Origin of the sequence: Chryseobacterium viscerum, from assembly GCF_002899945.2 — a bacterium.
Taxonomy (GTDB): Bacteria; Bacteroidota; Bacteroidia; order Flavobacteriales; family Weeksellaceae; genus Chryseobacterium; species Chryseobacterium viscerum.
Window position 1 is genome coordinate 143,093 of the sequence record NZ_PPEG02000002.1, and the last position, 17,296, is coordinate 160,388.

Annotated in this window: 19 protein-coding genes and 1 riboswitch; of the genes, 12 read left to right on the plus strand and 7 right to left on the minus strand. The window is 36.2% G+C overall.

Features of this window, described 5'->3' with window-relative positions; translation table 11 throughout:
- The first annotated feature begins 204 nt into the window (after nt 1–204).
- The 10 genes from C1634_RS04285 to C1634_RS04330 all read left to right on the plus strand — a co-directional run bounded on the left by C1634_RS04285 (nt 205) and on the right by C1634_RS04330 (nt 8,977).
- Complete coding sequence (locus C1634_RS04285; RefSeq protein ID WP_103232916.1) at nt 205–1,209, plus strand: AAA family ATPase; 1,005 nt, start codon at nt 205–207, stop codon at nt 1,207–1,209.
- Nucleotides 1,209–1,667 carry a GNAT family N-acetyltransferase gene (locus C1634_RS04290; protein ID WP_103232915.1) on the plus strand — a complete coding sequence of 153 codons (459 nt, stop codon included), beginning with the start codon at nt 1,209–1,211 and terminating at the stop codon, nt 1,665–1,667. The genes C1634_RS04285 and C1634_RS04290 overlap by 1 nt, the downstream gene beginning before the upstream one ends.
- 59 nt (nt 1,668–1,726) lie before the next feature.
- The gene (locus C1634_RS04295; protein WP_109737945.1) at nt 1,727–2,590 is read left to right on the plus strand and encodes a DUF58 domain-containing protein; all 864 of its coding nucleotides are present in this window, start codon (nt 1,727–1,729) and stop codon (nt 2,588–2,590) included.
- Nucleotides 2,591–2,649: 59 nt separating this feature from the next.
- Nucleotides 2,650–3,546 carry a BatD family protein gene (locus C1634_RS04300; RefSeq protein WP_103232913.1) on the plus strand — a complete coding sequence of 299 codons (897 nt, stop codon included), beginning with the start codon at nt 2,650–2,652 and terminating at the stop codon, nt 3,544–3,546.
- Nucleotides 3,539–4,531 (plus strand): VWA domain-containing protein, encoded by a 993-nt coding sequence (locus C1634_RS04305; RefSeq protein WP_103232912.1) that lies wholly within the window; start codon nt 3,539–3,541, stop codon nt 4,529–4,531. Before C1634_RS04300 ends, C1634_RS04305 begins: the two co-directional genes overlap by 8 nt.
- Nucleotides 4,531–5,538, plus strand: coding sequence for a vWA domain-containing protein (locus C1634_RS04310; RefSeq protein ID WP_103232911.1), 1,008 nt, complete (start codon nt 4,531–4,533; stop codon nt 5,536–5,538). The genes C1634_RS04305 and C1634_RS04310 overlap by 1 nt, the downstream gene beginning before the upstream one ends.
- 100 nt (nt 5,539–5,638) lie before the next feature.
- Nucleotides 5,639–6,385 (plus strand): tetratricopeptide repeat protein, encoded by a 747-nt coding sequence (locus tag C1634_RS04315; protein WP_103232910.1) that lies wholly within the window; start codon nt 5,639–5,641, stop codon nt 6,383–6,385.
- Nucleotides 6,386–6,408: 23 nt separating this feature from the next.
- Nucleotides 6,409–8,124 carry a BatD family protein gene (locus tag C1634_RS04320; RefSeq protein ID WP_228409980.1) on the plus strand — a complete coding sequence of 572 codons (1,716 nt, stop codon included), beginning with the start codon at nt 6,409–6,411 and terminating at the stop codon, nt 8,122–8,124.
- A 44-nt stretch (nt 8,125–8,168) separates the two neighbouring features.
- Nucleotides 8,169–8,771, plus strand: a complete 603-nt coding sequence (locus C1634_RS04325) for a MarC family protein (RefSeq protein WP_109737946.1) — start codon at nt 8,169–8,171, stop codon at nt 8,769–8,771.
- 5 nt (nt 8,772–8,776) lie between these two features.
- Nucleotides 8,777–8,977, plus strand: a complete 201-nt coding sequence (locus C1634_RS04330) for a hypothetical protein (protein WP_103232907.1) — start codon at nt 8,777–8,779, stop codon at nt 8,975–8,977.
- 225 nt (nt 8,978–9,202) lie between these two features.
- On the opposite strand, the gene C1634_RS04335 is transcribed toward C1634_RS04330, so the two are convergent.
- The 5 genes from C1634_RS04335 to C1634_RS04355 all read right to left on the minus strand — a co-directional run bounded on the left by C1634_RS04335 (nt 9,203) and on the right by C1634_RS04355 (nt 13,749).
- Nucleotides 9,203–10,171: a chorismate-binding protein gene (locus tag C1634_RS04335; RefSeq protein WP_109737947.1), complete on the minus strand. Its 969-nt coding sequence runs from the start codon at nt 10,169–10,171 to the stop codon at nt 9,203–9,205.
- Between the two features lie 156 nt (nt 10,172–10,327).
- The gene (locus C1634_RS04340; RefSeq protein ID WP_103234937.1) at nt 10,328–10,756 is read right to left on the minus strand and encodes a PaaI family thioesterase; all 429 of its coding nucleotides are present in this window, start codon (nt 10,754–10,756) and stop codon (nt 10,328–10,330) included.
- Between the two features lie 27 nt (nt 10,757–10,783).
- A complete protein-coding gene (locus C1634_RS04345) occupies nt 10,784–11,371 on the minus strand; it encodes a 1-acyl-sn-glycerol-3-phosphate acyltransferase (protein ID WP_103234938.1) in 588 nt (195 codons plus the stop codon).
- 315 nt (nt 11,372–11,686) lie between these two features.
- Nucleotides 11,687–13,408: a PspC domain-containing protein gene (locus tag C1634_RS04350; RefSeq protein ID WP_103234939.1), complete on the minus strand. Its 1,722-nt coding sequence runs from the start codon at nt 13,406–13,408 to the stop codon at nt 11,687–11,689.
- Between the two features lie 11 nt (nt 13,409–13,419).
- On the minus strand, nt 13,420–13,749 hold the full coding sequence (locus C1634_RS04355; protein WP_103234940.1) for a PadR family transcriptional regulator: 330 nt from the start codon (nt 13,747–13,749) through the stop codon (nt 13,420–13,422).
- Nucleotides 13,750–14,271: 522 nt separating this feature from the next.
- On the opposite strand from C1634_RS04355, the gene C1634_RS04360 reads away from it, so the two are divergent.
- Nucleotides 14,272–14,967: an XAC2610-related protein gene (locus C1634_RS04360; RefSeq protein ID WP_103234941.1), complete on the plus strand. Its 696-nt coding sequence runs from the start codon at nt 14,272–14,274 to the stop codon at nt 14,965–14,967.
- Between the two features lie 8 nt (nt 14,968–14,975).
- Nucleotides 14,976–15,566, plus strand: a complete 591-nt coding sequence (locus C1634_RS04365) for an HD domain-containing protein (protein ID WP_109737948.1) — start codon at nt 14,976–14,978, stop codon at nt 15,564–15,566.
- Nucleotides 15,567–15,621: 55 nt separating this feature from the next.
- On the opposite strand, the gene C1634_RS04370 is transcribed toward C1634_RS04365, so the two are convergent.
- Together C1634_RS04370 and C1634_RS04375 are read right to left on the minus strand one after the other, a co-directional pair.
- Complete coding sequence (locus C1634_RS04370; RefSeq protein ID WP_002977578.1) at nt 15,622–16,005, minus strand: acyl-CoA thioesterase; 384 nt, start codon at nt 16,003–16,005, stop codon at nt 15,622–15,624.
- Between the two features lie 116 nt (nt 16,006–16,121).
- A riboswitch (cobalamin riboswitch) is annotated at nt 16,122–16,300 on the minus strand.
- A 33-nt stretch (nt 16,301–16,333) separates the two neighbouring features.
- Entirely contained in the window at nt 16,334–17,134 is an 801-nt protein-coding gene (locus C1634_RS04375; RefSeq protein WP_103234988.1) for a hypothetical protein, read from the minus strand.
- Nucleotides 17,135–17,296: the final 162 nt, after the last annotated feature.

Sequence of the window (17,296 nt, forward strand, 5' to 3'; positions counted from 1 at the left end):
CAATTTTTGAGCGGATGATTAAAGCAAAATTTATATATTTTTATGAAAAAAATAGAATAATCCTGTTGAGTTTTAAGACTTCAGCGGTTCTTGACCTTGCATCAATACTGGAATATTTAACAAACTTTAACTCAAAAATGGCATTTATTATGTTGATTAATGCAAGTATTTATCAGAAATTTACCACTTATTTTAAATCAAGCTATGTCAGAGATATATCAAGCTGAAGATATCCGCCAATTGACGGAAAAGATAAAGGAAAAAAATTACTTATTTTCTCTTCTGAAACAGGAAATCAACAAAGTTATTATTGGTCAGGAATACATGGTAGACCGTCTTCTGGTGGGGCTTTTGGGGAATGGTCACGTTCTTCTTGAAGGGGTGCCGGGATTGGCAAAAACTCTTGCGATAAAAACATTGGCAGATGCTGTTCATGGTGAGTTTTCCAGGATTCAGTTTACCCCGGATTTGCTTCCTGCAGACGTTGTAGGAACGATGATCTACAGTATCAAAGACAATGATTTCTCCATAAAAAAAGGACCTGTATTCGCGAACTTTGTATTGGCGGATGAGATCAACCGTGCGCCGGCAAAAGTACAGTCGGCTCTTCTGGAGGTAATGCAGGAAAAGCAGGTGACCATTGGTGATGAAACCATGAAGCTTCCAAAGCCGTTCCTGGTATTGGCAACACAGAACCCGATTGATCAGGAAGGAACTTATCTGCTGCCTGAAGCACAGAGCGACCGTTTTATGCTGAAATGTACCATAGACTATCCTTCTTTCGAAGATGAAAGACAGGTGATGAGAATGGTTTCCACTTCACATCAGCCCACGGTGAAACCTGTGATTTCTCTTCAGGATATTATAGATGCTAAAGAATTGATCAACCAGATTTATCTGGACGAGAAAATTGAAAAATATATACTGGATATGGTTTTTGCAACACGTTATCCGGAAAACTATGGTCTTTCTGAACTTAAAAATTATATCAGTTTCGGAGCTTCTCCAAGAGCTTCCATCAACCTTGCTATCGCTTCAAGAGCGTATGCATTCTTAAAAGGAAGAGCTTTTGTGGTTCCTGAGGATGTAAAAGCATTGGCAAAAGATGTATTGAGACACAGAATGGGCTTAACTTTTGAGGCTGAGGCTGAAGAAATTTCAACAGAAGAAATTATCAATAGAATTTTAGCAAAAATACAGGCGCCGTAATGAGTGATGTAATAATCAGAAAGGCAGTTCAGGAGGACTGCGCTTCCATGCTGGATTTAATCAGGGAATTGGCTGAATATGAAAAAGCACTGCATGAAGTCACTGTAACATTAGATGAGTTTACGGATGACGGTTTCGGAGTTTCTCCGGTATGGGGAGCTTTTGTAGCTGAATTCAATAGTGAAATAGTAGGAATATCGTTGTATTATGACAGATATTCTACATGGAAAGGAAGAAGATTGTATCTTGAAGATCTCGTAGTAACAGAAAGATTGAGAGGAAAGCAGATCGGAAAGAAATTATTTGATGCCACATTAGAATATGGTAAGTCAAAGAATTATAGCGGCATGGTATTTCAGGTATTAAATTGGAATGAGCCGGCTATCAATTTTTATAAAAAATACAGTCCAAAGTTTGATAATGAATGGTTGAATGTATCCATTGAGCTTAAAGGGTAAATTGTACAGAATTTTGTAATTAAACCTCAAACTTTGAACTTTAAACCTTAAACTTGTCTATGCAGATAAAAGATATTGTAAAAAGAGTAAAGCAGATTGAAATCCGTACCAGAAAAAAGACGGAGGCTGCTTTGATGGGGCAATATCACAGTGCCTTTAAAGGGCAGGGGATGACTTTTTCTGAAGTTCGTCCGTACCAGTTTGGAGATGAGATCAGAAGGATCGACTGGAACAAAACAGCACGTTTCCGTGAACCATTTGTAAAAGTAATGGAAGAGGAAAGAGAGCTGACAATGATGATCCTTGTTGATATTTCTGCTTCCATGGATTATGGTACAAAAGTTCAGCTGAAAAGAGAATATGTAGCCGAAATTGCCGCAAGCTTAGGGTTTTCAGCAGCAGGAAATAATGATAAAGTAGGATTGATCCTGTTTGCGGATAAAGTATATAAAGTAATTCCCCCTCAAAAGGGAAGAAAGCATATTCTTTCGATCATCAGTAATATTCTGACTGCCGATTATGTCCCGGCAGAATCTAAAATAGATAAGGCTCTGGAATATATGATGGGGATTTTTAAAAGAAAATCATTGGTTTTTCTGTTGTCGGATTTTGAAGACACCTATGATTCAAAAATGCTGAGAGTAGCATCAAAAAAGCACCAGCTGTTGGGAATGAGGATTTATGATGAAAAAGACAATGAAATTCCAGATGTAGGATATGCCCGTCTATATGATGTGGAAACCGGAAAGGAGATCTGGGCTAATACTTCCAGCGCAAGATGGCGGTATACCTTTGCGGAAGCTCAGAAACAAAAACTGAGAGCTTTGGAAGAAGATTTTGCCAACAGCTCGGCAAGTTTTATGAATATCGATACCGGGTCAGATTATTCAAAATTATTGTATAATTACTTCCAGAAAAAATAACATCGAGCTTAGCTCGTAACTAAAAAAAACATGAGGCAGCTGCCTTTATTATTTTAACATTGAGAAAAATACTTTTAATATTATCTTTTCTGATCTGTGCGAATGCTTTTTCACAGATATTATCCTCTAATGTAGAAAAGAAAACCCTTGCCCTGGGAGAAATCAATCATCTTACGATAAAAATTGATAATCTTAATGAACAGCAGGTAACTTCAGCTCCGAAAAATGAACTGCTTCCTTTTCACTTTGAAGAAACTAAGGACAGTATCGGACAAAATCAAAATTCTTATGAAAGAAAGATTGAATTTTCTGTTTTTGAGGAAGGGAAGTTTACCATTCCTGAGTTGGAATTCAAAGTAGGAGATAAAATACTTAAAACAATTCCTTACGAAATAGATGTCATCAATACGGCTCAAAAAGCAGATCAGATCAATGACATCATGAATAATAAGGATGTGAAACTTGAAGCTAAGGATTATTGGGAGCTTTATAAGTTTTATATTCTTGCGGCATTGGCAGCGGTGGCTCTTATTATTGCCATTATCATGTTTGTAAAATGGGGAAGGAAATCCAAAAGTTCTCCCGTGGTTGCAACCAATCAGACATTGAAAGAATTGGATTCCCTTAAAAAGAAAAAATATATCGAAGGAGGAAACTTCCGTTCATTTTATGTTGAACTGATTGATATTTCCAGAAACTTTATCACAAAACAATATCACCTTCCGGCAGATGTACTTCTTACCGATGACCTTATTGAGGTCATGAAAAAGAATAATACCATTTCGCAGGACAATGAAAAAATAATAGAAGATGTATTCCTGAGAGGAGATCTGGTGAAATTTGCCAAGACTTTCCCGGATGAGGTTACGATGGAGAGAGACTTTGCCAATATCAGGGATTTTGTGAAAAGATCATCCAAAGATTTAGAATTTGAAAACTTAAGAAAGGATGTTTAATTTTGAGTTTTACAGTCCATGGTTTTTATTGCTTTTTCTGCTGTTTATCCCACTTTTAATTAAAGATGCCGGGAGACGCAAAAGAAAAGGGATAAAAGTTCCTACGACAAAAAATATGGATCACAGCGGTGGTATCCAGGGTGTACTTTTTTTACTGAAAATTTCAAAGTATATCATTCTTTCTGCCTTGATCATCGCTATTGCAAGGCCGAGAACATTTACCATTTCTCAGGACAGAGATGATACAAAAGGGGTAGATATTATGCTATCTATTGACGTTTCTTTGAGTATGCTGGCTAAAGATCTTAATCCGGACAGAATTACCGCATTAAAAGATATTGCTGTAAAGTTTGTTCAGAAACGTCCGAACGACAGAATAGGTGTTGTGGCTTATGCTGCAGAAGCTTTCACAAAAGTTCCTGTGACTTCAGATCATCAGGTCGTTATTGATGAAATTAAAAATCTGAATTCTGCCGGTCTTGAGCCTGGAACAGCTATTGGAGAAGGACTTTCCGTGGCGGTGAATCATTTGGTTAAAAGCAAAGCAAAAAGTAAGGTAGTTATCCTGATGACAGATGGAGTAAGCAATATTCAGAATGCTATTCCTCCGCAGGTAGCTGCTGAACTGGCGAGAAATAATAATATAAAAGTGTATTCAATCGGGATTGGAACCAATGGTTATGCCCTGATGCCGACCTCACAGGATATTTTTGGAGATCTTATCTTTACAGAAACTGAGGTTGCCATTGATGAAAATACACTGAAAGAAATTGCACAGACTACCGGAGGGAAGTATTTCAGAGCTACCTCAAACAGCAGTCTGGAAGAAGTATATAATGAGATCAACCAACTGGAAAAATCTGATGTGAAAGTTTCCAAGCTTTACAATTATGAAGAATATTTTAAGATATTCCTTTGGATTGCTTTAGGAATGTTGGTATTTGATGCATTGTTGAGATGGGTGTTTTATAAAATTTTAAGCTGATGAGTTGGTCTTTAGGAAATTATTGGTATTTACTTTTACTGTTGCTTCTGCCGCTGTTAGCCTCCTTTCTGATCCGTTTTTTAAAATGGAGAAATAAAAAAAGAGAAATTTTTGCAGCCAGCCAGTTTCATGATAATTTATTTGATAAGAGCTCGGGATTTACGAAGTTTTTCCCTGCTTTATATTTGATAGGAACATTATTTCTGATATTCGCTATCATTGACCTTCTGAATGGTTCGGAGGAGGTGAAGAGTACCCAGAAACTTAATAATGTGATCTTTATGCTGGATGTATCCAATTCTATGAATGCGGAAGATGTCGATCCAAGCCGTCTTACAGAGGCTAAGAATCTGATGATAGCTACCATGAAGAAAATGAATAATGATAAAGTAGGTATCGTCATTTTTGCCGGGCATGCAATGTCCATTATGCCTCTTACAACAGATTATAATTCTGCCGAGACCTATATAAGCGGTCTTGAAACAAACTCTATGCAGATTCAGGGAACCGATTTTCTGAAAGGGATGCAGGCAGCGGCTGAGAAATTTAAAAATGTAAGCAAAGGATCCAGAAAAGTCATATTACTGAGTGATGGTGAAGATAATGAAGGAAATGACAATGCGGCAATAAGACTAGCCAATAAAGAAGGAATAAGTATTACTTCTGTAGGTATCGGTACCGATGAAGGAGCTCCGGTTCCGGAATATGTTTTTGGCCAGCTGATGGGATATAAATCAGATGTAAACGGAGGAACGGTAATTTCGAAAAGACAGACGGAAGCGTTAAAGAAAATGGCAGAATCTACGGAAGGTACTTATATTGACGGAAATAATATCAATGAAGCTCCAGACAGGATTGTAGATGCTATCAGTAAGAAGTCTGCAGGAGCGGTAACATTGGTGAAATCTCAGAATGCCAATCATTATTATCAATATTTTTTAGGAGTATCTATTCTGTTCTTCTTTTTAATTTTTATTTTTAATCCTAAAAAAGATTTTAATGTGTAGTTTTTCCCTCATTTATAGAAGAAATTCTACAAGTACTTTAACCGAATTTTAACAAATAAAACTCTGTTTCTTAACATATAAAGGAATAATTTTGCAAGTGATGAATACTAAAATCATATTTTTATCGTTTATTGTTGCCATCTCGCTCTCAGGCTTTTTGTTTGGGCAGGAAAACTACAGAAATTTAGTTCATGAAGGCAATCAGAAATTTGACGGTAAAGATTATGACGGAGCCTCCTCAAAATACATGGAAGCGATAAAATCCAACAATAAAGATTTTACCGCTCATTATAATATGGGGAATGCTTTGTATAAAAGTAAAAAATACGAAGAGGCAAAGGCAGAGTTTGAAAAAGCAGAAAAGCTTTCACAAACACTTCCCGATAAGATGGCCGCTCTTCATAATCTAGGGAATGCATATATGCAGATGAACCAGCCGGAAAAAGCGGCTGATTATTATAAAAAGGCTTTGAAGCAGGACCCTTACAGTGAGGCAACCAGAAAAAATTATGAGATTGCCAAGCTGAAAGAGAAAGAAAAAGAACAACAAAAACAAGAACAAAATAACTCAGGAAAAGGCGGCGGTGGAAATGATCAGAACAAAGGTGATGATCAGAACAAAGGCGACAAAGACAAAAAGCAAGATCAGGGTAATGGTCCACAAAACGAAGGTAAAAGCGACCAAGGTGACAGCCCTAAGCAGAATCAAAATAATGAAGGCAGAATGCCAAAGAATCTTGAAAATGCGATCTTAGATAAAATAAACGAAAAAGAAAAAGAAACTGCCAGAAGAATTTTGAACAAAAATTCCTATTCGATGCCTGAAAGCAACGAGAAAGATTGGTGATGCAACACAAATTGATTTACATATTGCTTACTCTAGCATCCGTAATTACTTACGGACAGGTAAATCTTACTCTGGATGCTGATAAATCTGATTATGTAGGAAAAGATATCGTAAATCTTACCATCGTTCTTGAACTTAACGGAACTGATCTTGTACAGCAGACAGGTTTTCAGATGCCGGATCTTTCAAAATTTAATATCATAGGAAGTGGATCTGTTACCAATACTGTGATTGATCCTGCTACCAATACTTTAATTACTCAAAAAATATCCAGAATTGCTCTTGAACCTAAGAAAAAAGGGAAAATAAAGATCGGTTCAGTTCTGGTTACAGTCAATAATAAAATCTACAAAACAGAACCTTTTGATGTCAATATCCGTGATATTGTTGACAAAAGATCATTGGCAGTCAATACGTCCAATGATGTCTATCTGAATATGGAGATCGAAGACAGGGAAGTGTATCAGGATCAGCCTACCATTGCTGTTCTTAGAGTATATTCAAGAAGTATGGATAACCTGAGAAAGGTAAAGAATATTCATCTTCCACAGCAGGACAATATCAATGTACATCCTATCAATTTTGATAAGTCTGAGATAGATCCGTCCGGATATGGAAATATGCCTTCACAGGTATTGGCCATGTTTATGGTATTTCCAAATGAAGCCGGTTATGTAGAAGTTCCTGGGGTATCAGCCTCTGTAAGTACCTATTCTAACAAATCTAAGATTGTTTCCAATAAAGTAAAAATCAATGTAAGAAAACTTCCGGAAGGAGCACCAGAATGTTTTAAAAATGCGGTTGGGAACTTTAATGTAAACGTATATAATGCTTCCAAAGAAAAACCGGAAGCCAAGAAACCATTGAATGTTATAGTAAAAGTTTCAGGAGAAGGTAACCTGCCGGATATGGAACTTCCTAAAATTGCAGCATCTCCGGACTATGAGGTTTTTGCTCCAAAAATTACTTCTAAAATTTCTCCGGGAACTGCAGGAATGAAAGGAGAGATTCTGGCTAATTATGTTATTATTCCGAACAAATCCGGAACGATAGCTATTAAAACCGAGCAATTTGCTTTCTTTGATCCTGAAAATAAAGAATATGTAGATCTGGGACAAAAAACGCTGGATCTGAATGCATTTTCTCACGATCAGATCCTGGAAGCCCGCTCTACAGTAGAAAAGGTAAATGAGTATACCAATAACCTTTTGGAAACGGTAAATACTCCGGTTTTAAAAACCACTTCGTTTAAAGTAAAAGAAAAAAGTAAATTCCACTGGAATGTTCTTTTGATCAATATTGCAATTCTGCTAAGCTTAATTGTTGCTTATCTGTTATTTAAAAATTGGCAAAAAAAACGTACATTAGTTAGGGAAACTATACCGGCAAAACCTTTAGGTTCAGTGGCTGAAACAGAAAAAGAAATCAGAGAATTGCTGAAAACAGATATCAATGATTACTTTGGATATCTGGAAAATCTTAAAGATAACGGAGAGTATGAAAAGTTCTTTATCACACTGGAAGAATTGGATGAGGAAGTAAGAAGCCAGTATTTCCAAGGCTCTGCTGCGGAGTTTAAGACTTTTCTTGAAAAGCACAATGGATCTTCAGTGGCGGAAGAATACAGCAAACTCCAGCAAAGAGTTCAAATGGAAAAATATAATCCTGTGAAATCTACTGATGCTCTTGAAGAACTTTTGAAAACAATTGTTAATTTATATTCACAAATTAGCAAATAGTCAGTTTATTTTCATATTTTTGCGAAATTTTTAATTACAAAGAGATGGAAATTTTTGATGGTTTTTCTTTTAAAGAGATCGTTACCAGCTTTATGGTTCTGTTTGCCGTGATCGATATTATCGGTTCGGTGCCTATTATCGTAAGCCTTCAGCAGAAGTTTGGAAAGATTGAAGCTGGGAAGGCATCAATCACTGCGGGTGCTATTATGATCGTTTTCCTTTTCGTAGGAAATAAGATCCTTAAACTTATTGGTGTGGATGTCAATTCCTTTGCAATTGCCGGAGCTTTTGTGATTTTTATCATAGCCCTGGAAATGATTTTAGGAATTGAAATTAATAAAACAACCGAAGCAAAGGCTGCATCTATTGTACCCATCGCATTTCCGCTAGTAGCAGGTGCCGGAACTTTAACAACGGCATTGTCTCTTAGAGCTGAATTCCATGATATTAATATTATCTTGGGAATTATTCTTAACACAATTTTCGTATATTTGGTGCTGAAATCAGCGAAATGGTTGGAGAGCAAAATTGGGGATGCTACTTTGATGATCCTTCAGAAAGTTTTCGGAATTATCCTTTTGGCAATTTCAATTAAATTATTCACCGCAAATTTTGCACAGTTGGTGCAGAATTATATTAATTTTTAAGAGTCATGAAGAAGTTTTATAAAGTATTTTTAGTACTGTTTATTGTATTCATCGCCATCAATCTTTACGCTATCAACTGGCAGACAACAGATATCTTAGGAGATGAAGATAACCTTAGGTTTGTATTCTCAGCATCAGCTGCTGCAATAGGCCTTATCCTGCTTTTCGTTATGGATACCTGGAGCAGAATCGGTGTAAAGAAATAAATTGAATATTTCATTATAGATATAGGACCTCTTTCGTTTTGAAGGAGGTTTTTTGTTTTTTTTAGGTGGAAGGTGATAGGTAGCAGGTAATAGGTAGCAGGAATTAGGTGGTCATTAGATACAATATTGGCTTTTCTATTCAATAGGGGTGGGGTTTAGCTAAAACCTATAAAATAAAGTGGAGCGCAATTATATTTTCGTAACATAGAAAATATTCACCAACATCTAAGAAATAACCAGATTTTTCAATATCGCTTCAGACTTCAGTTCCGTTTCCTTCCATTCTTTTTCAGGGCTGCTTTGAGCGGTTATTCCGCCTCCTACAAAAATATGTACAGCGTCTTTATAAAGCCTGGCACAACGCAGATTCACAAAATACAAAATACTGTCTTCAGTTTCGACCTTAATATAACCCGCATAGAATTCACGGGGGAATTTCTCGTATTTACGGATGTTTTCATTGCAAAAATCTTTAGGAATACCGCAAACTGCCGGAGTAGGGTGAAGGTCCTGAATAATCCTGTCAAGATCCTCTGGCTGAATGGTTGTTTTAAAATCTGTTCTTAAATGCTTAATATTTCCGGAAATGTGATCATAGGTTTCCGATTGCTGTATTTTATCAGAATAGTTTTTAAGAATGTCTTGAATATAACTGGTGACTGGTTTTTGTTCTTCAATTTCTTTTTCAGACCATTCTTCCAACACAGGAAGAGTTCCTGCCAACGCCATGGTTTCAAACTCATGGGTTGTTTTGTTGAACTTTCCTAATACTTCGGAGAAAGCTCCCATCCATGCATTTTCTCCGTCATTGAAGAGGTATCTGAAGGCATTTGGATAGGATTTACATATATTATTAAAACTCTCCTTAAAATCAATGATCCCAAAGTCTGTAAAAATTTTTCTTCTTGAATAAACCAGCTTAGGAAGATTGTTTTCTTTAATCACTTCGATGACTTCCTGTAATGTTTTACAGTATTCTTCCCTGGTTTCGGCGATGCTGTCGGTTGGGGCATTAATGAATGCCTCGTTTGTGATCGAAGTATGATCAAATTCGGACGGATCAATTTCAACAATATCTCCATTGAAGTGAATATGATCTAAGCCATTATAAGAATGAAATTTGACCGCATTTTTTATATTTTTTTCATCCGCAGACAAGAGTCTTTCGTCGAAAGGAAGTTTGAAATAAATCATGAGTTATGAATGCATTTTGAAAATTAACCACCGGAAATATACAGGAAATTCCGGTTACAATTTTCCTTTCTACAAAGGTATTATTAGTCTTAAATATGTCAAAATAAAAAGAGCTTAAATTTATTTTAAGCTCTTTATTTTTTATGTTGTTGTCACTTATCTATTGATGATATTATTCGTCATCGTAGTGTGGTTGATAAGCACTCCTTTTTCGTCACGGATTTCAATCTCAGAAACGTGCATAGTCTTTCCTTTTCTGATAAAACGTGCGGTAGCAGTTACAATTCCGTCTTTTTTGCTTTTTAGGTGGTTAGAATTGATATTAGTCCCAACTCCATAATACTTTTCACCATCAATAAATATATTAGACAGGCTTGACCCTAAGGTTTCAGCTAAGACGCAGCTTGCTCCTCCATGCATGATCCCAAATGGCTGATGCGTTCTTGGAAGAACAGGCATTGTCGCTGTAAGGGTTTCATTTTCGAGATCAATATCGATGAATTTTATTTCAAGGGTTTTGGCAAGCGTTACATCTCCCCAGTTATTGATGAATGCTAGTATTTCTTCTTTTGTCTGACCTTTCATTTTGTATGATTAATTTTGTTTCTAGATCTATTCATTTCCGGTTCCCATAATATTGGGGTTCCAGTTGGTAGGGATTTTAGGGACAATATCATTTTTCACATAATAATCCTGAATTTCCTCCATGATTTCTGAAAAAGGAACCGATGCTATTCTTTCATAAGGAATGGTGTACCCCAAATAAACAATGTTTCTTTTGAAATCACCTGCGGCCAGTACAATAGGAACTTTTGCAGCCAAAGCCATGTGGTAGAATCCCTTTCTCCATTTCGGTACCCAGCTTCTTGTTCCTTCCGGAGTAATCACAAGGCTGAAATCTTCTTTGGAAAATTGATTCGCTACGAAATTCACAAGGTCATTTTTCTGGCTTCTGTCGATACCGATCCCTCCAAGTCCTTTTACAATACTTCCGTACCAGGCTTTGGTATGGGCATCTTTGATGATGATTTTTAAAGGTTTCTCTAAAGACCAATAGGAGAAATTCCCTAAAATGTATTCCATATTATGAGTATGTGGTGCTACCACAAGGATGCATCTGTTCAGGTTGTTGACATCGCCTTGTAAAACGACCTTCCAACCTAATATTTTTAACATTGCTTTACCTATTAGCTTTTTCATAGATTTCTTGGATTAAAAACAAAAAAGTATAACCAAATTTTGGTTATACTTTACAAATATATTGAAATATTATCGCTCTTAAAATAAACCGCTAATTAAATCTACGATTTTCATTACGAATTCCATTGCAAATTGTATCATGATAAGGCTGTGTTTTTGGTTGATTGGTTATTAAATTTTAACAGTACGAAATTAAAACATTTTTTTTACATAAAGAACTAAATATTGCTTTATTTTCACTTTTCTGAGAGAAGAAGGGTGTGAATTTCAAACGGTTGCCATCCACCCACACCTTCTACCACTCTCTGAAGTTAATTATTTAGTTTGTATGGAAATTTCGTTTTTTCCGTCTTTGATTTTGATGTCCACATCTTTGTTTATTTTCTTGATATTGGACACTGCAGAATCAATTACTTTCTTTGCCTGGTTGTTTGGAACTTTTTTACCGTTTACGATGATGCTGTCTTGATCATCAGAGTTGTATTCGATACTAGAACCGTTTACCGTGATTTTATTTTTTTCAACTCTAACACCGTTGTGGTATTCATCTCTGTCCTCCTCGTTGTCATTGATCCCGTCTCCGTCTAAGTCTCCATCTATATTGATATCGTTCTTCTTCATTGAGATAACAATGGTTTTTTGTGGAACTACAAGCTCATAATTTACGCTGTAGTCTCTGAATCTGTGTTCATATGGATATTTTACATAGTTTGGAAGTAATATTTTATTGTTTACAACTTCTACAGGAACCGTCAGCTGGATAGGGAAATTATAACCATTTCCTTCCTTTTTGATGATCAGATAAGGGGTTTTGATATCCGGTTTTCTGGTTACATCTACTGAAATATAATCTTCTTCATACACAGATCTTTTATCAGAATAAATATCATTGTTGTAAGCTTTAAAATTCTGAGGAATGTTGATTTGCTTTACATCTACATACAATGTATCTGAAGTTGTGTTGATGGCAACATTTTCTACATCTTCTTTATTTCCTTTGTAGATCATGTTCTTTTTGGCCATGCTTAGTCCAAAGTAAGTTCCTAACCCGATCAGAAGAAGAAATAAACCTCCTATTACCCATCCGATATTTCTCAGTTTTGTTTTTGGAGAGAATATCTTGATGCTTAATAAACTGAAAAGAATAGCAGGAATTAAACTTCCGATGACCATCATAGCTGCCAGTACTTTATCAAGTCCCTGATCATCCATGTAGAATCTGATTTCGTTAGCTCCTGGGAAGTCTGTATCCATTCCGAAAAGACCGAATAATACAAATACTCCGATAATGCTTCCTACAGCCATCAATACGAAGAACCCTCCTACAATGTATTTGAATACATTCCAGATACCGCTTCCTGCATTGTTGATGTAAGGCTTGTTTTCGTTATATATTTCTCCGACCCTCTGAGTAGATTCATTGGCAAACTGCACCAATTTATTAGACTCATTTTTAAGATTGTCGAAGTTCATAGGCTTTCCCTGCATTTTCAGGAAATCTGCTGCTGTTTCAGCTTTTGGAAGTACGATCCAAAGGATTACATATAAAAGACCGATCAATGAAGATGAGATGGCTGCTGTGAAAATTCCTAGTACGAAGATTCCCAGCCAGATTGCTCTCATTGTGGTAATATCCATTCCTACATATTGAGCTAAACCTGCACAAACTCCGGCTACTTTTTGTTTTTCCGGATCACGGAACAGTTGTTTTTTATCTGTATAATTATTTCCTGAATAGGTATTTCTTGCTGATGTTTTTTCAGAAAAATAAGCTTCTTCCTGTTCTTCAATTTTTTCAGGGCTTCCGATCTGTGCGATTACCTTTTCTACATCGGTATCGTTGATTACTTCACGTTTTCCCAGAGAATCTTTGAAAATCTCCACCATTCTTATTTCTATGTCATGCATTACCTCATCAGCCTCAGAAGCGTCCAGTGAGCTTCTCAGAGCATTCAGGTAGTCGCTGAGCTTTATATATGCGTGTTCTTCTATGGTAAAAGAAAAACCTGCGAGTCCTATTGAGAGTGTCTTGTTCATAGCTTTGTTTTTTAATTTTGTTGGGTGATTTGGTTGACTGACGCTGTCAGCTCATTCCATGTGTTTTGAAGTTCATCCAGAAAGAGTTTCCCTTTTTCTGTGATCTGATAATATTTTCTGGGTGGTCCTCCTGTAGATTCTTCCCATCTGTAAGAGAGAAACTCTCCGTTTTTAAGTCTTGTAAGAAGAGGGTAGAGGGTCCCTTCTACTACATCCAGTTTTCCTTTTTTCAGTTCATCGATAAGATCGGAAACATACATTTCTCTATTATTGATGAGACTTAGAATACAGAATTCCAGAATCCCTTTTCGCATTTGCGCTTTGGTATTTTCGGTATTCATCTTTGATAAGTTTTGTTAATTAGTTATATTTTTAGAAAAATGCCCCTAGCTAGTTGAGCCTATTCTAATTTTACATTACAAAGATATGTAAATTAAATGGTAATATGCAATACAAAGTAGTAAAATTTTTAAAATAAATAGTGTAATCAGTTGTCAATCAGTGAAATAATTTTTAATACGAATTTTAAGGAAAATGAATTTGAGTGGAAAATGGGTGAAAAATGTCTAAATTTTAAATGAAATTGAAATAAATGCAGAGAAAAAAATCATCATTCATTAATTATTGCTTATTACCGATTACTCATATCATAGCCCCTATAGCAGCGGTTACCCCACAGCAGGTTGGGGTGTAGGTCTGGAGCGAGGAGTATGAGCGGATAGCGGGAAACAGCTTCTTATCAACGGATATTCTTTTATTTGAAGGAATAAAACGGTTTTAAATTCTGAGAGATTTTGAGATCGGTATTATGATTCGTATTTTTGTTAGCAATAGAAAACACCTAAATCCAAATTACTATTACCATGAATATTTTAAATAAGTATAAGAACCTATCGGCTTTTCTTGTATTGGGTCCCTTATGTTTCGGACAATATCAGTTTGAAGTAAAAAATGTGTCAAAGAGCTATAGTGCCATCATCAAGGTAGAAAATTGCTATGACAGCCGATGCAGTGGAAAGGGAACTGTGGAGCTGTTTGATAACAGAAACAGTAAGGTACAATCCTTTGTTTCCGATGATCTTGTTCTGGAAATAGAAGAAAGCCAGAAACTGACCCCGGGAAAAATGATTCAGTTAACGAAGCCGCAAAATTCTGTGATTATAGATGATTTTAATTTTGACGGAACAGAAGACATTGCCATAAGGAACGGAAATATGGGGAACTATAGCGCTGCTTCATATGATGTATATGTGTTCAATAGTACCAGAATGGCATTTGTGAAGAGTAAAGAGCTTACGGATCTTGCTTCCAATTCCCTTGATATTTTTGATGTTGATGCCAAGCGCAAACGCCTCATTGCCTATGGAAGATCAGGCTGCTGCAATTTTTTCACGATGGAATATGCCGTAATTCCGAATAAAGGACTGGATATGGTCTTTGAAAAGGAAGAAGATACAACCAATGAAGGTCAGGTAAAGGTAATAACGAAAGAAAAGATCAATAATAAATGGAATACCAAAACGAAAGTATATCCTGCAGATCAATATAATAGAAAATAAGAAGTAAGATGAAAATTCAGAAAGAGATCGATTTTATCCTGGCAGTGGATGCTTTGAAAAATGTACAGAGAAGAAATTATAATGCAGACGATTCCCGAAGAGAAAATACAGCGGAACACTCCTGGCAGATTATCATTCTGGCTCAGATCCTTTATCCCTATGCGAAAAACCGCACGGATATAGATTTGTTAAGGGTGATAAGAATGCTTTCCATTCATGATCTTGTGGAGATAGAAGCCGGAGACACTTTTATTTTTGATGAAAAAGCAATGGTAGGAAAGTTTGAAAGAGAGAAAGCATCTGCTCAAAAGATCTTCGGAATTCTGGATGAACCTTTACGTTCGGAATTTTTTAATCTGTGGCTTGAGTTTGAAGAAGAGGAAACCCCAGATGCTGTTTTTGCCTGTGGAATAGACAGAATAATGCCGTTTATCTTAAATTCCCATACTTCAGGAAAGAGCTGGACGGAAGCCGGAGTAACAGAAAAGCAAATAAGAAATATACTTGAAAATGCAATCACGAGAGCTTCGGATGAAATGGGAGAGGCTTTTGAACTGCTGCTGAACAGAAGTCTGGAAACAGAAAAAGTTTTGAAATAATTTCAGTGAGAATAGAAAAGCTTCGGGCGGCCAAAGGCCGCCCGAAGCTTTTTAATTATAGTATTTGGATTGGTTTCTTGAATTCGTCTATCGCTACAAAAGTGAAATCACCTACAATGGCTTTTTCTCTTTCATAGGAATACATCTGCTCGGTGTAGATCTCAACATTTACTTTCATACTGGTTTTTCCTACGTATGACACTTTTCCGATCAACTCAACAATCGTTCCAGCAGGAATAGGTTTCTTGAAATCGATCTTGTCACTGCTCACTGTTACCACTCTTTTTCTTGCAAATCGGGTTGCGGTAATAAAAGCTACTTCGTCCATCAGCTGCATCGCCGTACCTCCAAAAAGGGTATCATAATGATTGGTTGTGTTAGGGAAAACCGCTTTAAAGATTCTGGTTTCGGATGCTTCAATTCTTTCTTCTGTAGTCATATATCATTATTAATTAAAGCGAAATAAAATGATATTAAAATAACAGAATAATGACAGGAACTTATAGAATTCCTGAAACAATCCATCAGATCAATACAACTTCAAATCGCGAAAGTTACATGTTTAAGAAAAAGGCAGGTCTCCTGACTTGTAACATCTTTATCTCCTTCCCATGCCTCGCACAGTGGATCTTTGATAAAGATTTCAGTTACTTACAGTTGCGCGACAGTCCGTGATTTTCACACGGTTCCCTTTTAATCTGCAGTGATGCAGAACCAATTTCTGTGATGAATAAGTGTAAAACTTTTCGAGTGCAAAAATAATGAATTTATTCCGGATTATGGTAAATAATCTGGCTGATTACTCTACCTTTCTTGATCGTCCAGAGAGTGGTATATCTGTTCTCTCCTGAACCATTTATCATGTATAGGAAAATATTGTCATTATCAAGAGAGGTTACTCCAATGTTCTCAAAATCCATGGTAGGCTGGAACATATTTTTGATAGCTTCTCTTACAAAAACAGAACCTCTTCCGGGCTGCTGTACTCTGATCGATTTGATCTCGGTCATCCCTTCAGGAAGGTCGTTTCCAATTCCCCAGGGTTTTACTTTATCGATGGTAAGAAGTTTTCCTTCTGCATCTTTTTCCTTTTTACGGTAGCCAGCGTTGGAAGGATAGACATCAATCACCACTTTGCTTCTTTGAGCAGTAGGAATTTTAGGATCAGAATTGTCTGTGAAAATAAGTGATCTCCCGTTTTTAGATTTTGAAGGAGTATAGGCTGGAAGCTGATCGATATAAGCAATACGTTCTTTATTAACCATCCCTTCTTTATCAAGAGTTTCATAACGCACAAATGGTTTGTCATCATCCTGTTTTTCAGGATATTTGATCCAAATCCATTCTGTTTCTCCGGGAGCGGGCTTTACATAAACGAATACATCACCTTTACGCATACGGATCTTGTCTACAATTTTTCGGTAATTGTCTTTATGAACCCGTACATTGGCATATCCCTCTTCAGCTTTTACAACTCCGAAAGGAACTTTATTCTGTCCTTTTACAAAGGCTAAAGAAAAAATACTGAAAGCGGATACATAGAATGCTTTGTTTATGAAAGTCATCATGAAAATTTTTTGATCCCCCAAATATATAAATTAAATGCTTTTGGGGAGATAATTATACTGCTGTAGTTCTTTAAAATCTTGTATTTGTTTCAGATGATAGCATAAAACAAAATCATTAACAGAAATATTTTATAACTAAAAATATAATTTCTACCTCTTTAA